10 protein-coding genes and 1 tRNA gene are annotated in these 14,916 nt (G+C 41.6%); 4 read left to right on the forward strand and 7 right to left on the reverse strand.

The window, feature by feature from the left end; translation table 11 throughout:
* Positions 1–56: 56 nt before the first annotated feature.
* The 4 genes from D2V08_RS08610 to D2V08_RS08625 all read right to left on the reverse strand — a co-directional run bounded on the left by D2V08_RS08610 (position 57) and on the right by D2V08_RS08625 (position 6,040).
* Complete coding sequence (locus tag D2V08_RS08610; protein WP_119607623.1) at positions 57–1,238, reverse strand: MFS transporter; 1,182 nt, start codon at positions 1,236–1,238, stop codon at positions 57–59.
* 111 nt (positions 1,239–1,349) lie between these two features.
* Complete coding sequence (locus D2V08_RS08615) at positions 1,350–2,030, reverse strand: hypothetical protein (RefSeq protein WP_119607624.1); 681 nt, start codon at positions 2,028–2,030, stop codon at positions 1,350–1,352.
* A gap of 26 nt (positions 2,031–2,056) precedes the next feature.
* Complete coding sequence (gene polA / locus D2V08_RS08620; RefSeq protein ID WP_119607625.1) at positions 2,057–4,891, reverse strand: DNA polymerase I; 2,835 nt, start codon at positions 4,889–4,891, stop codon at positions 2,057–2,059.
* 144 nt (positions 4,892–5,035) lie between these two features.
* On the reverse strand, positions 5,036–6,040 hold the full coding sequence (locus D2V08_RS08625; protein ID WP_119607626.1) for an isoaspartyl peptidase/L-asparaginase family protein: 1,005 nt from the start codon (positions 6,038–6,040) through the stop codon (positions 5,036–5,038).
* Positions 6,041–6,080: 40 nt separating this feature from the next.
* On the opposite strand from D2V08_RS08625, the gene D2V08_RS08630 reads away from it, so the two are divergent.
* Together D2V08_RS08630 and D2V08_RS08635 are read left to right on the forward strand one after the other, a co-directional pair.
* Positions 6,081–6,800, forward strand: coding sequence for a copper homeostasis protein CutC (locus D2V08_RS08630; RefSeq protein ID WP_119607627.1), 720 nt, complete (start codon positions 6,081–6,083; stop codon positions 6,798–6,800).
* 54 nt (positions 6,801–6,854) lie between these two features.
* Positions 6,855–8,087 carry a metallophosphoesterase gene (locus D2V08_RS08635; RefSeq protein ID WP_119607628.1) on the forward strand — a complete coding sequence of 411 codons (1,233 nt, stop codon included), beginning with the start codon at positions 6,855–6,857 and terminating at the stop codon, positions 8,085–8,087.
* Between the two features lie 77 nt (positions 8,088–8,164).
* Here D2V08_RS08635 and D2V08_RS08640 read toward each other — a convergent pair whose 3' ends face one another.
* Complete coding sequence (locus D2V08_RS08640) at positions 8,165–9,469, reverse strand: OmpP1/FadL family transporter (protein ID WP_119607629.1); 1,305 nt, start codon at positions 9,467–9,469, stop codon at positions 8,165–8,167.
* 350 nt (positions 9,470–9,819) lie between these two features.
* Between D2V08_RS08640 and D2V08_RS08645 the strand changes: the two genes are divergently transcribed.
* Positions 9,820–10,119, forward strand: coding sequence for a thioredoxin family protein (locus D2V08_RS08645; protein ID WP_100817192.1), 300 nt, complete (start codon positions 9,820–9,822; stop codon positions 10,117–10,119).
* A 37-nt stretch (positions 10,120–10,156) separates the two neighbouring features.
* Here the strand turns inward: D2V08_RS08645 and D2V08_RS08650 are convergent, their stop codons facing one another.
* Positions 10,157–13,489, reverse strand: coding sequence for a glycosyltransferase family 117 protein (locus D2V08_RS08650; protein WP_119607630.1), 3,333 nt, complete (start codon positions 13,487–13,489; stop codon positions 10,157–10,159).
* Positions 13,490–13,659: 170 nt separating this feature from the next.
* On the opposite strand from D2V08_RS08650, the gene D2V08_RS08655 reads away from it, so the two are divergent.
* Positions 13,660–13,731: transfer RNA gene (locus tag D2V08_RS08655), tRNA-Gln, on the forward strand.
* A gap of 99 nt (positions 13,732–13,830) precedes the next feature.
* Here the strand turns inward: D2V08_RS08655 and D2V08_RS08660 are convergent.
* Entirely contained in the window at positions 13,831–14,742 is a 912-nt protein-coding gene (locus D2V08_RS08660) for a helix-turn-helix domain-containing protein (protein WP_119607631.1), read from the reverse strand.
* Between the last annotated feature and the right edge of the window lie 174 nt (positions 14,743–14,916).

Here is a 14,916-nt window from a genome sequence, read left to right on the forward strand (position 1 = left end):
TTTGATGTAATGTAGGTTATTGAAGTTGATTCAAAAACGACGTCTCAAGATAGTGATTAATTCGATGATACTTTGTTTTTTGAAACCAATGCAATCAAACCCAAAATTGGACCTAGGGCCAAAATCATATAAACCATATTGGAGCTTGTCCAGATTCGCATTTCATTGAGCAATTGAATGCTGATGATGGTGATGGCGAAACCGATACAGTTCACAATTGTTAGTGCTGTACCCTTTATTTCTGCGGATGCATTTTGTGCCACCAAGGTGGAAAATAGGGGAGAGTCTGCGATGACCACCATGCCCCAAAAAATGAGAAAAGCAACAAAAACCACTTCCGATTCCTGGGCGAAAAGCAAGGGAGAAATCAAACAGCAAGCACAGGAAAGTAAGAGTGCCATAAAAGCCACGCGTTTGGTTCCTGCTGATTGTGACACATAACCGCCCAACACACAGGCCAAACCTCCGATGCCAATGATCAGGAACGATAATAATGGTATGTTGAATGATGTTACTGGGTGAACCAACACGTAGGTTTGTAACATAATGGGTACAAAGGCCCAAAACGCATAGAGTTCCCACATGTGTCCAAAATACCCGAAGGCGGCGGAGCGGAAAGGTTTATTTTGAAACACGTTTAAAAAAGCGGATAAATGGATTTTTTGACTCGGTTTTCGGAATGGTCCGTCGGGTACCAACCCTACCATTAAAGCTCCGCCCAAAACGGCCAAGAATGAAGTGGACATCAGCACCGTTTTCCAAGACAACGCTTGGGTCATCTCTTTTAATAAATGCGGAAATGCGGTGCCGACCACCAATGCGCCTACCAAATACCCAAGGGATTTGCCAAGGCCTTTCTCATAATAATCTGCTGCAATTTTCATTCCTACGGGATAGATGCCCGCGAGAAAAAAACCTGTAAAAAACCGAAAGGATAGGATGCTGGCCAAACCATTGCCTTCCCAAATGACTCCTAAATTAAAAAGTGCGCCCAAAACGGCGCAGCAAAAAAATACTTTGGATGGCGAAAATCGGTCGGCAATCGATAAAATGGCAAACACCAAGGTACCCACGATAAACCCAAATTGAACTGCGGAGGTCAAATGCCCTACCGCACTTTCGCTCAACCCAAAGGTGGCTACCAAGTCGCCCATGACCCCGTTGCCCGCAAACCAAAGCGAGGTGCAGCAAAACTGCGACAACACGATGACAGGGAGTATTATTTTGGAGGGTTTCATTTAGGTCTAAAATAAGTGTTGATCAATCTGCTACAAACTATTGACTTTGTTGCAGTCTTTGCTTTCTCTTACAAACTAATGGAATAGATTTGATATAAGATATAAATTTTGCTAATCCTTTAACTCAGGAGGCGGTGGAGGCAGAGGGATATCGGTTTTACTATATTTTTCAAAAAATATCATGTATCGATAATAATTATCGCTTTTTTCCTTATTCGCTTTTGTAAATTGTTTTTCAACCTCAGCTAGAACTTCCTTGGTCTTAGAAATGGGATAATGATCTTCTATATTTAAGTAAATCAAGATTTGTTTCAGAACTGGTTCTCCAACAGAATTGTAATAATCCACGTGTTTCATTGTATTCAACTGGTGGGCAAGTGAATTAATTGGATAGAGGCTATCTAGAGAAGCTCGATAATTCATTAAAGAATCATTTTTAATATGAATTGTATTTCTATTCATAAAGCATGAAATGACATCGCTAGTTGGACACTCCACGTAACCATATTGATGATAGATTGTATCGTTAAACTGATAAGTGATGCCTGTATATTTATCCTCACAGGATAATGTTTGCATTCGATCAATCAAGGTGCTAAAATTTGAAACGTTTTCAAGGTTAATTACTTCAAAATCAGGGTCACCTTGAAACTCTAAAAATTTATCTGAAAATATCTTTGAGGAAGTCAATTCACTCAACTTGTCATCTTGGTTATTTTCTAATGAATAATCACAACTAAAAGAAAGTGTAGTGAGGCAAACAAGTAAGAATATTGCAAAATGCTTTTCCATAAAAAAGAGGAATCAAAAAACATGCCTTAATGTGCCTCCAACCAATTCTCACCAATACCCACTTCTACATCTAACGGCACAGAGAGTTCGTAGGCGTGCTCCATTTCGGTTTTAATAAGTTCCTTCATTTCATCCAACTCGGGTTTGTAGCAATCGAACACCAATTCATCGTGCACCTGCAACAACATCTTGGTCTTGTATTGTCCTTCGGAAAGCTTTTTGTGGATGTTGATCATCGCAATTTTAATGATATCCGCCGCACTTCCTTGAATGGGCGCGTTTACGGCGTTGCGTTCCGCTGCACCGCGAACTACTTGGTTGCCTGCATTAATATCCTTTAAATAACGACGACGCCCCAAAACTGTTTGTACATAACCGTTGTCTCTTGCAAAATCCACCTGCTCACTCATATAATTGCGCAATTTCGGGTAGGTTTTGTAATAGGTGTCGATAAGTTCCTTGGCCTCGGTACGGTTCAAATCTGTTTGGTTGCTCAATCCAAAGGCCGAAACTCCATAAATAATCCCAAAGTTCACCGTTTTGGCATTGCTACGTTGTTCGCGGGTCACTTCCTCAATGGGCACATTAAATACTTTGGATGCCGTGGAAGCGTGAATGTCCTCACCGTTTTTAAAGGCGGAAATCATGGTGTCTTCCTCGCTCAATGCCGCAATAATACGCAACTCTATCTGGGAGTAATCCGCGGCCAACAACACATAGTTTTCATCTCGTGGTATAAAAGCCTTTCGCACTTGTCGTCCCCGTTCCGTTCGGATGGGGATATTCTGCAAGTTTGGATTGTTGCTGCTCAAACGGCCTGTTGCAGCTACGGTCTGCATATAATCGGTGTGCACCCGACCAGTTTTTTGCTGCACTTCGTTGGGCAACGCATCCACGTAGGTGCTTTTTAACTTAGCTAATCCTCGGTAGTCCAACACATTTTTGATAATCTCATGGTCCTTCGCCAAATAGGAGAGTACATCTTCCGAAGTGGAAAACTGACCTGTTTTGGTCTTTTTCGGCTTGTCCACTAGCTTCAGTTTGCCAAAAAGAATCTCACCCAACTGTTTTGGCGAGGCAATATTGAATTCTTCACCGGCCTCTTTATATATTTTTTGCTCCAGTTCCTTTATATCGATGTCCAATTGTTCTGAAAGGCCATTCAAATAATCTTTGTCTAGATTGATGCCTTCCAGTTCCATATCGGCCAATACGCGAACCAACGGAATCTCGATTTCATCAAACAATGTATCGGTATGGGCCTCTTTCAGCTCTGGGGTGAATTTTAACCCTAATTGAAAGGTGATATCGGCATCTTCCACCGCATATTCCGTTTGCTTTTCCAAAGGAACCTGTCGCATACTGAGCTGGTTCTTGCCCTTTTTTCCGATAAGTTCGGTAATGGAAATCGGCGTATAGTTGAGATAGGTTTCCGCAAGCACATCCATATTGTGGCGCATATCGGGGTTGATGAGGTAGTGGGCCAACATGGTATCAAACAATTTGCCTTTTACCTCCACCCCGTAGTTTTGCATCACTTTGATGTCATACTTCAGGTTTTGCCCCACCTTTTCGATGGTTTCCGACTCGAAAAACGGACGCAATTTTTCAATTAGCGGTTTGGCATCGTTTTCATTATCGGGAAAAGGTACGTAGAACCCTTTTCCAGGCGACCAACTAAAGGCAATGCCCACCAGTTCTGCCTCCAAAGGATTAAGGGAAGTGGTCTCCGTATCAAAACAAACGGAGGGCTGCTTCATCAACATTTCCAAAAAGAGTTCCATATCCAACCCCTCTTTTACGTTCTGGTAAAAATGGGAGACGTCGGCAATGGTTTTTCGGCTGTTTACATCTTTAATGGTGGCTGCAGCATCCGAAGGGTCTCCTCCAAATAGGGTAAACTGACCACTTCCTGCAACTTTGGCCTCTTCTTTGGCTGTTTTGGTACTGGTCACTTGAGTGCTGGTTTCTGCCTCTCCCGAAAATATTTTTATGAATTGGTCTTTGAGTCTGCGAAACTCGAGTTCTTCGAAGATTTCCTGCACTTTTTCGGCATCTGGCGGACACATTTCGTAATCCTCCGCATGGAATTGCACATCACAGTCGGTTTTAATCTCAGCCAACTTTCTTGACAAGCGACCCAACTCGGCATTGTCCTCGACTTTTTCTTTCATTTTGCCCTTGAGCTGGTCCGTATTGCTCAGCAAGCCTTCTAAAGAATCGAACTGCTCCAAGAATTTTTTGGCTGTCTTGTCTCCAACACCGGGCAATCCCGGAATGTTGTCGCTCGCATCGCCCATCATGCCCAAATAATCAATAACTTGCTCTGGACGTTTTACGCCAAATCGTTTCTGAATCTCGGGAATACCCCAAATTTCGATACCATTGCCCATTCTTGCAGGGCGGTACATAAAAATGTTCTCGCTCACCAATTGCCCAAAATCCTTATCGGGCGTTACCATAAAGACTTTGTAATTCTCCTTTTCAGCCTGTTTGGCCAAAGTTCCGATAAGGTCATCGGCCTCATAGCCTTCCAATTCCACAACGGGAATTTTCATGGCTTGCAAAATTTGTTGGATATAAGGCACCGCAATGCGGATAGCATCGGGCGTTTCGTCGCGATTGGCTTTGTAGTCTTCAAAAAGCTCGGTACGCTCCACACTTCCTCCTTTATCGAAAGCCACCGCCAAATGGTCGGGATTTTCCCGTTTGATCACATCAAAAAGGGAGTTCACAAACCCCATAATAGCTGAAGTATCCATTCCCTTGGAGTTGATTCGTGGGTTTTTGATCAGGGCGTAATAACCACGAAATATAAGTGCGTAGGCGTCTAGAAGAAACAGTCTTTTTTGGTCAGACATTTTATAAATTTTTTGAAATACAAAGTTAGAAGTACGAGTTTTTAAATGTACGAATTGCGGTTTAAAAGATGTCAGATATCAGATATAAGATTTCAGGAGTCTTTATTCTTGAATCTATCAGCGAAGCGGTATTGAGTCTAATCTCTATTCATAAAAACTAATGACTTCTCTGTTCTTGTGTCCATTATCGGAATATTCGCGATAGGTAAATCCTGGGTGTACGCAGTAACCGCCTGTTTCCCCATTTTTGTTGATGGCCAAAAACCCGATTTGGAAATCTTTGCGGCCTTCGTTTTTCTTCATGATTCGTTTTACACCTTCTTCGCAGGCTTCCTGTGGACTTTTGCCTTGTCGCATCAATTCTACAATCAAAAAGCTGCCCACGGTACGGATGACTTCTTCGCCAACCCCCGTCGCCGTGGCACCGCCCACTTCATTGTCAATAAAAAGTCCGGCGCCAATAATGGGGGAGTCCCCAACACGCCCAGCTACTTTGTATGCCATTCCACTCGTAGTGCATGCACCGGCAATATCCCCGTTTTCATCAATGGCCAACATACCAATGGTATCGTGGTTTTCTATGTTGATAGTGGTTTCGTATTTGGAGGTTTTTAACCACTCTTCGTATTGTTTTTTGGTACTTTCGGTGAACAAATCCTCTTTTTTAAACCCTTGTTCGTAGGCAAACTTTTCGGCTCCTTTACCAGCCAAAATAATATGTGGGGTTTCCTCCATCACCTTTCTGGCTACGGAAACGGGATGGACAATATTTTCCATGCAAACCACAGCGCCACAATTACCATCTTTGTCCATAATGCAGGCATCCAAAGTCACATTGCCATCACGGTCGGGGCGCCCTCCTTTGCCTACCGTTTCGTTAGTTTCGTCCCCTTCTTCCACCATTACACCTTGTTCCACGGCATCCAAAGCATTGCCTCCTTCTTTTAAGACTTTCCATGCTTTTTCCGAAGCATTGAAAAAGTTCCATGTACAAACTACAATGGGTTTTATAGGATTTGGAGTAGTGGGTACCATTGCGGCAGGGACTGCTTCGGGCTTTGGTTCTGTTTTACAAGCGACCAATGTGGAGGCGGAAACCAGCCCGGCTGCGGATAGGCTGGAATTTTTTAGGAATTTGCGTCGTTCCATGGTTTGGTATGTTTAATTTTAAGGGTTATAAAGATACAATATGCTGGTAGAAGTTTGTGCCAATTCCTTGGAATCGGCCTTGAACGCTGAAAAGGCAGGAGCCGATAGAATAGAACTTTGTTCCGAACTGGGCGTTGGGGGTGTTACACCTTCCGTTGGACTGATTACCTTGGTGAAAAAGGAATTGAATATTCCGGTTCATGTTTTGATTCGTCCGAGGGGTGGTCATTTCACCTACTCCGATGCTGAATTTGAAGTAATGAAAGCTGATATTTTGGCTTGTAAAGAGTTGGGTGTTGAAGGTATTGTTTCTGGAATTTTGATGGATGATTTTTCGGTGGATATGGAAAGAACCCAGGCTTTGGTGGATTTGGCGAAGCCGATGCATTTCACCTTCCATCGTGCCTTTGATTGGGTAGCGGAACCTTTGGAAGCCATCAAGCAGTTGGAAGACTTGGGCGTGCAAACGATATTGACCTCGGGCGGAGAGACATCAGCGGAAAAAGGTGTCAACCATCTTGATGCTTGGCAAAAACAAACATCGCTCACCATCATGGCTGGTGGTGGAGTTTCCCCTAAAAATGCATCAAAATTTAAGGATATTGGCCTAAGAGCCATCCATTGTTCCGGAACTTCTTTTGGGAATCGATTGAACTTGGAGGGGAAAATCAGTATGAATTCCACAAAACATTTAGTGGAAGATGAGGTGGCTGTTTCAAGTGTAGATACCCTTGCATCGATAGTTGAAGCCGTTAAATAAAGTTTAAATACACTGTTTAATAGCAGATTAGCTCTAATTTTGTAAAAAAATTGTATGTCCCGATTTATCGTTTTGTCAATCCTGTATGTGGTATTGGCCGTTTATGGTTTTCAAGCTTTCAAAACTTTGTTCAAAAGTCCATTGATGCATTGGACCTACATTGTTCTTTTCTTGGGGGCCTTGATTTTTTTGACCATAAAAGTGATTACCTACGATCCCGGAGATGGGTTCAAAGGGACTGCTGCTATAGCAGGAAGTATCTTTGCCGCATTTTTTCTATTGGCCTTGGTGTTGGGGTTCTTCCTTTTGTTGGAGGACATTGTTAGATTGATAGGCTTTGGATATAATAAAATTGCGGGTGTTTCCGATGCTGATGCAGGTTTTCTTCCTTCCCGTAGAAAGTTTGTAAGTGGTATTGCCTTAAGCCTGGCAGCTTTGCCTTTTGGGGCTTTGTTATATGGGATGTACCGCGGAAAATACAACTATCAGGTGTTGAAGTATGAGCTGGAGTTCGATGACCTTCCCGATGCGTTTCACAATTATCAGATTACCCAGATATCCGATGTGCACAGCGGTAGTTTTGATGATTATAAGAAGGTAGAATATGGGGTCAACTTGGTCAACGAACAAAATAGTGATGTAATTTTCTTTACCGGAGATATTGTCAACAACCGTTCGAGCGAGTTGGAACCATGGAAAGATGTCTTTTCCCGTTTGGATGCCAAGGATGGAGTGTTTTCCATTTTGGGTAACCACGATTATGGGGATTATGCGGTTTGGGACACTGAGGAAGAGAAGGAAAAAAACTTGGAGGACCTCAAAGTTATGCAGAAAGAAATGGGCTTCGACTTGCTTTTAAATACTAACCGCTTTTTAGAGAAAGACGGGCATAAAATTGCTTTGGTCGGAGTAGAAAACTGGGGACGTGGTGGATTTAAAAAAGCGGGTGACCTACAGAAAGCCAAAGAAGGTGTTTCCAAAGAAGACTTTAAAATATTATTGAGCCACGACCCATCGCATTGGGAAGATGTGGTGATACATGATGATTACCATTTTCATTTAACTTTGAGCGGGCATACCCACGGCATGCAGTTTGGGGTCGAAATCCCAGGGTGGGTAAAATGGAGTCCTGTAAAATGGCGCTATAAATACTGGGCGGGCATTTACAAGGAAATGGAACAATTTATTAACGTAAACAGAGGATTCGGATTTATTGGCTATCCGGGCCGTTTTGGTATTTGGCCGGAGATTTCAGTAATCACTTTAAAGAAAAAAGGATTGGCATAATATAAAACTTCCAAAAATAAAAAGGCACTGATAAATTTCAGTGCCTTTTTGGTTAGAGTTGGTTATGTACTTGTTGTTTAAAGTTTTAACGATGCTCCAATACCGATCATAGAGGTGGTCATATCGTAGGATACTTCACTACCCGGAATAGCTCCATAGGGTGGAAAATTCTGAATGAACTGTGGGTTCAATACCGGGCCGGAAGTAGCATCGCCACTTGTACCGTAGTGGTAAAGCAAATCTAATTGGAATCTATCACTTACCTCATAGCTTAAACCTACTTGAAAAGCGTTTTTAATGATAGCTGTCGCTGGAATATTAAAGAATGCCACATCATTATTGATAGGATTGGAACTATAGGTGTACCCTAAACGAATAGGTAGTTTGTTGATACCCTTATATTGGATTCCTGCGGAAATAATATTAATGTTTTCCCATCCAAAACCTGCAACGGAGGCAGTTTCAGTCCAACCAACAGAAGAGAAACCATCTGTATTTTCATAGTCCACCATTCTGTAATCAAGCGCTAGGTCTATGGTTCCTAAAGAGTAGCCTAAACCAAAGGATAGAATGGCCGGATAATCCATATTAAATGAATTGGTTGCCGTTGATCCATCCAAGTAAGTGTTGTCCAAATCAAAGTCCCCAAAATTTTGAGTTGTTTTATAGGATACCCCAGCTTTAAATCCAGAGTTTGAATTGTAGAACAATCCTACTTGGGCACCAAAACCTAGTGCGGAAGCTTTATCTGTTGAAGGGTAACCTGCTTGGTTAGGGTTGGCTGTTGGGTTGGGCATCAATTCTAAAGCAGAATAATTGAATGTGGGTTGCAGCCCAAATGAAAGTTCATCGGTTATTTCGTAAGCCCATGCCAATCCAATTTGGAAAAGCATATAGTCGGATTCAATCCTACCAAACCCTCCATTGGCCTGAGGCATGTTTATGGGGTTAGACATACTTTCGGGGAAGGTTGCCCCAAATCCGCTAATACCAAAGGCAGATGCACCAAAAGTATGCTTGCTGTCCGGTTTACTCCATACAGCAGCCAATGCTGGCATTGGAGAAATCCCACGGTCATCCTCGGTAGTTCCACTGAAAAAGTTACCTGTAGGCTGTCCTTCGTTATCAAATTCAGGAACAGTTGAGCTCAGTTCTGGAGAAGAAAAGAACAATCCGACGTCCAATTTGATTATGTCCTCATCAAAAGCAGAAATTGTGGCAGGATTCCAATGCAACGCACCAGAAATATCCAAAGGCTGGGCGGTAGCGGCACCCCCCATTGACATATTTACCGAGCCCACACCTTGCATGATGTGTCCGGCTTGCGAAAATGTGACTGTGGTCATGAATAGAGCACCAAGTGTAAAAATGAATTTTTTCATTGTTAGAGGTTTTACACAGTAAGTGGCTGAATAGTAAGTTAATGGTCAGTCAATTGCTGTTGTGTTAATTCAGGTGTAAACCTATAAACTTAGTGGACTAAAAGTAATGATAAATGTCATAAATTTTATACTAGTGTCAATGTCTTGACAATCAACATGAAAGCATTTCAAGTTTTTTTTAATCATTTGTATATTTAAAATAGGTTTGGGCAACCAATAAGGCCAGGGTTTAGTTTTTTGTCCTGGATACCTTTACCGAGATGATATCATCTTGAGTTTGACTTCAAGTATTGACTGGCTGTAAAAACATTCGCATTTTTTCTTACTTTTGACTGTAAACCTGAGAATACATGTCCAAATTCGGAGAACTTATAGATTTACAAGTCCCTGTACTATTAGATTTTTATGCAGAATGGAATGAACAGTCCACTTCCATGCATCCTGTTTTGAGTGATGTGGCCGCAGCCCTTGGCGATAAGGGAAAGGTTATTAAAATTGATGTGGACAAGAACAAAGAACTTTCACAGGCACTTCGGATAAAGGGGTTGCCTACTTTAATGATCTACAAGAAAGGTGAGATGGTGTGGCGCCAAAGCGGTGAGCAGGACGCCAATACACTTATAGGAATATTAAACGAATATATCCAATAAAAAAAGCGAGGTAAAAACCTCGCTTTTTTTATGCTATTTATTCTTTTGGTAGTATAGAGTCTGGGACACTTTCTATGGTGTCCAACGGAATGGAATCTTCCAAATCAGGGTCCAAGGGTATCGGTTCGTCCAATACATCTTCTTCGTCGCCCACAAACTGGGAGAACATATCTATGTACTCGTTAAAAATCACAGTTTCGGATTCTGCGAGTTCCTTGTCGCCGTTTTCAATTAGGATATCAATGTTTCTTCGGTAGGCCTGCATATCGGATAGTATGTCATCAATTTTATCGTATTGCTCATCCAAAGGTATGTTGGAATAATATTCCAAATGCTCTTGATACACCTTTTTCAGTTTGCCGAATAGTTCACGTGCCTTTTCGGTTTCGCCTACTTTGTAGTATCCATCAACAAATGGTTCTACAAAGGCATAAAAATAATAATGCTCCACAGGCATATTCTCCATGGCAATATTGATAACATCCTTGGCCTTATCAATGTCGTTTTCCTCAATGAGGGTTTCCATCAAACGGGCCAAATTACTTCGGAAGGATAGTCCTTGCGAACGTGTTTGTGGATCATGATAAATTTCATCACTTCCCGAATTGCCCCAATCCCAATCCTTAACAATGTCGTACATCAAATCAGAATCAATACGGCCCATTTCAAAGGAGTTTCGGTTCGGGGTTTTGATGGGTACCAATTTATACACCAAACCATCCAATTGCAGATAGTCCTTCATCCAAATGTATTCGGCACTGTCAAAACTTCCTCCAGAAAAATAAATGGGGCGTTTCCAATCGTTGTTGGCAATCAAATCCAACATCAATATTCTGTTTTTTGGAAGTGCACTCTGAGGTAAATCAATATCAATATAATCCACAATAAGTGCGGAATCTTTTTCCTTGACCAATCCGCTTTCCAGTACATTTTGTTTGTTGACGGGAATCCTGACTTTGTTGGTCGGATAGTACACAATATCCAAGGTGCTTTCGGAATAGTTGCTCAAATCGGCACCTTGATTGGTTAAAATATGCCTGAATTTGGTCTGTGGCTTATCGCTGCCAATCCAGTTCATAAAATCTTTGATGTTCCAACGATTTTCCGTGATGCCTTGGTAATAAACCGCGTCTCTAGTTCCATAACTATATTTGTCGTGGGTCAATTGAGAAGGGATAGGGTCGCTCTCGTAAGCCTTACGTTTCATTTGGTCGATGTACCAATCGGTGGCAAATAGGCTGGTGTTGACCACGCGAACATCGGTTCTATAGTTTTCAATTTCCTGTGCATACCAAATTGGGAAGGTGTCGTTATCCCCAATGGTAAACAATATGGCCCCTGCATCTTCTTTGCAGGAATCTAGATAAGCTTTTGCGGTTGATGGTGCGGTATACCTGTTCGAACGGTCATGGTCGTCCCAATTCTGGTATCCCATTAACAAGGGCACTGCCAATAAACATAAAGTAGCGATGGCCGGTGCAGCAATTTTTGGGGACATTATCTTTTTAAACTCTTCAAAGAGTCCGTAGACCCCAATGCCTATCCAAATACAGAAAACGTAAAAGGATCCCACCAAGGAATAATCTCTTTCCCTAGGTTGGAAGATATAGGGGTTGGTATAAAACTGAATAGCCAGTCCGGTGAACATAAAGAACACAAAAAGCACCCAGAACTGTTTTGGGTTTTTGGAAATCTGAAACACGATGCCCAGAATTCCTAAAAGCAATGGTAAGAAGAAATAGGTGTTCCTACCTTTGTTGTTTTTCCAGTCACTAGGCAGATTTTCTTGACTTCCCAGTCGAATACTGTCAATAAAATTGATGCCGCTCAGCCAATTTCCATTTTCATCGTATCTACCTTGAAGATCATTTTGCTTTCCGACAAAATTCCACATGAAGTAGCGCATGTACATATAACTGAACTGGAAATCGAACATATATTCCAGGTTTTGCCCTAATGTTGGCGGCTCTACCTCAATATACTCTCCAAACTCCCGTAAAAAGCGGATGTATTGTTCAGAATCTAGCTCTCCTTGAGAATAGGCTGTCTTAAATTGATTTACGGCTTCTCTTAGGTCGTTGTTGGAAATGTATTCCGATTTAATACGGAAATCCAAGGCGCCAAAGTAGCGCATATAGTTTTCGGCATGCTGGTCGCTCCACATTCTGGGCAAAATACCAACGTGTTTTTCATTGGGTCCGGGGATTGCACCTTTGTAGTGGTTTACAATAACGTATTTGCCCAATTCCAAGTCTTTTTCATACTTGGGGCTATCATCCCTATCTTCTCCCGAAGGAGCAAAAGTATCTGAATAATAAGCGCCATACACAGGACTGTCCACACCAGGGTATTGTTCCCTGTTGTAGTAGGCCAATAAGGCCCTTGCATCGGCAGGATTGTTTTCGTTTACTACGGTTCTGGCGTTTGCTCTAATAGGCAACATCAACCACGATGAAAACCCAAGAATCAAGAACATCAAGCAGAGAACAATAATGTTCGCATTGTAATAATTATGTTTTCGGGTATATCTGAGTCCAAAATAAAAGGCTGCGACAAAAACTAGTCCCATAATGATGGAACCTGAGTTGAACGGAAGCCCAATTTCATTGATAAAGAACACTTCGCTCCAACCAAAAAGTTCCAATACATAGGTCAAAGAGAATTTGTAAACCAAAATAAGAACCGCAATCACGGCAATATTGGCCAATAAGAAGTTCTTGACCGTAGTAGTTTTATATTTTTTGAAATAATAGAGTAGGCCTATGGAAGGAATGGCCAAAAAGCCCATAAACTGGATTCCGAAGGTAAGCCCGATCACAAAACAGATAAGCATGAGCCAGCGGTGACCTCTGGGGTCTCCCAAGTTGTCCGTCCATTTTAAACCTAACCAAAGTAAAAGAGCCATAATTAAACTGGCCATGGCATATACTTCGGTCTCTACGGCGTTGAACCAAAAACTATCGGAGAAGGTAAAGGCAAGTGCACCAACAAGTCCGCTTCCAAAAATGGCAATAGCTTTGCTATTGGTCATTTCACTTTTTTTGGAGATCATTTTTCCGACAAGGTTGGTAATGGTCCAAAAGGTGAACAATACAGCGAAAGCACTTGAAACTATGGATACTGCATTGACCATAAGCGCTATTTTGGTTTCGTCACCAAAGGCGAACAAGGCAAAAAAGGCTCCTATCATTTGTAGCAACGGCGCTCCTGGAGGGTGCCCGACTTGCAATTTTGCTGAGGTGGAAATGTATTCCCCTGCATCCCAAAAACTTCCTGTGGGTTCAACGGTCAGGGCATAAACTATAAACGCGATAGCGAAGGAAACCCACCCTAGGATGGTGTCCCATTTTTTGAAGTCTTTTGCAAACATAGAGTTGGTTGTTAACCGAATTGTGGCGAATTTAGTAAATATAGAATAGAAGAATAGCCATTTTTGGAAAACCTTTAACACCCATACTTAAGAAAAATAGCATGTATTCTTGTCAAAAATATTTGTTGAAACCAAACTTTGTTATAAATTTGCACGCTCAAATACGGTACTGGCCTATGGTGTAATTGGCAACACAGCTGGTTTTGGTCCAGTCGTTCTAGGTTCGAGTCCTAGTAGGCCAACGAAAAGCCCCGCAAATTTAAATTTGCGGGGCTTGTTTTTTTAATTTTATTGGAACTTGAGAGGAATTCTTCCGAGTAATTCTTAAGTCAAAACTTCCGTTAGTTCAAGGTCCTAAATTCACTGGGCGAATGCCCTACGCGTTGCTTAAATAACCGTGTAAAGTGCTGCGGATATTTAAACCCAAGCTCATAAGCTATTTCACTGACCGATTTATTGGGATCAAACACTCTTTCTTTGGCAACCTCTATAAGTTTATTCTGAATATACTCTTGCGCGGATTTACCGGTTTCTTTTTTTACCAAATCACCAAAGTAATTGGGAGAAAGGTGCAATCGTTTCGCAAAGTAACCAACCGATGGAGTACCAATTTTTTGTGGTTTATCTGACGCGAAATACTCGTTCAACAGATTCTCGAATTTTTCTAAAGACCCTACGTTTTCAATTTCACGTGTCAAGAATTGACGGTCATAAAAACGACTACAATAGTCCAAAAATAGCTCGATATTGGCCACAATCAGCTTTTTGCTGTGCTTATCAAGATTTTGCTCTAGTTCAAACTGTATTTTTTCCAACAGGCTTAAAAGTATCTTTCGCTCTTTGCTAGATAGATGGAGTGCCTCGTTGCTGGAATAGGCAAAAAAACTATAGGAATGGATTTTGCGCCCCAATTCCGTACCCAATAACAGGTCGGGATGAAAAAGCATAGCATACCCTTTGGGTTTGTAGTGTGGCGGATAGTTTCCCAGACCAATGGTTTGGTTGGGTGCTATAAAAACCAAGGTGCCTTCATCATAATCATAGTCCTTGCCCCCATACTTTATTTTGCAACCCTTGGTATCCTTAATAAAGATTGCATAGCAATTAAAATGCAGGGCATCGTAACCTTTGATCGTATTTCCGTCTTCCTCCACATGATTAAAATCGACTATACCCACTAATGGGTGCTGGACCTCCTGTCTTCTCAAGGCTAGATAATCACCTACGGTGTTGATGTCCAGTTTTTCTTGCATGTAAGTCTTAAATTTTAGATAAATATAAGCTATTGATTATCAGTAAATCAAATACACTTTCCGAATTCTGTAGTAATGGTATGTATATCCGTAATCTGGGTTGGTTTAGCACTAGAATTTATGATTAGGTTTGAACAATGATGATTTAGTTGCTGTAAATCTCATGATAAAATC

This window comes from Flagellimonas lutimaris (assembly GCF_003581615.1).
In the GTDB taxonomy this organism is placed as follows: Bacteria; Bacteroidota; Bacteroidia; order Flavobacteriales; family Flavobacteriaceae; genus Flagellimonas; species Flagellimonas lutimaris.

Coding starts and splice junctions, on each gene's coding strand:
- D2V08_RS08610 (WP_119607623.1), bottom strand. CDS start 1,238: ATGAAACCCTCCAAAATAATACTCCCTGTCATCGTGTTGTCGCAGTTT.
- D2V08_RS08615 (WP_119607624.1), bottom strand. CDS start 2,030: ATGGAAAAGCATTTTGCAATATTCTTACTTGTTTGCCTCACTACACTT.
- polA (WP_119607625.1), bottom strand. CDS start 4,891: ATGTCTGACCAAAAAAGACTGTTTCTTCTAGACGCCTACGCACTTATA.
- D2V08_RS08625 (WP_119607626.1), bottom strand. CDS start 6,040: ATGGAACGACGCAAATTCCTAAAAAATTCCAGCCTATCCGCAGCCGGG.
- D2V08_RS08630 (WP_119607627.1), top strand. CDS start 6,081: ATGCTGGTAGAAGTTTGTGCCAATTCCTTGGAATCGGCCTTGAACGCT.
- D2V08_RS08635 (WP_119607628.1), top strand. CDS start 6,855: ATGTCCCGATTTATCGTTTTGTCAATCCTGTATGTGGTATTGGCCGTT.
- D2V08_RS08640 (WP_119607629.1), bottom strand. CDS start 9,469: ATGAAAAAATTCATTTTTACACTTGGTGCTCTATTCATGACCACAGTC.
- D2V08_RS08645 (WP_100817192.1), top strand. CDS start 9,820: ATGTCCAAATTCGGAGAACTTATAGATTTACAAGTCCCTGTACTATTA.
- D2V08_RS08650 (WP_119607630.1), bottom strand. CDS start 13,489: ATGTTTGCAAAAGACTTCAAAAAATGGGACACCATCCTAGGGTGGGTT.
- D2V08_RS08660 (WP_119607631.1), bottom strand. CDS start 14,742: ATGCAAGAAAAACTGGACATCAACACCGTAGGTGATTATCTAGCCTTG.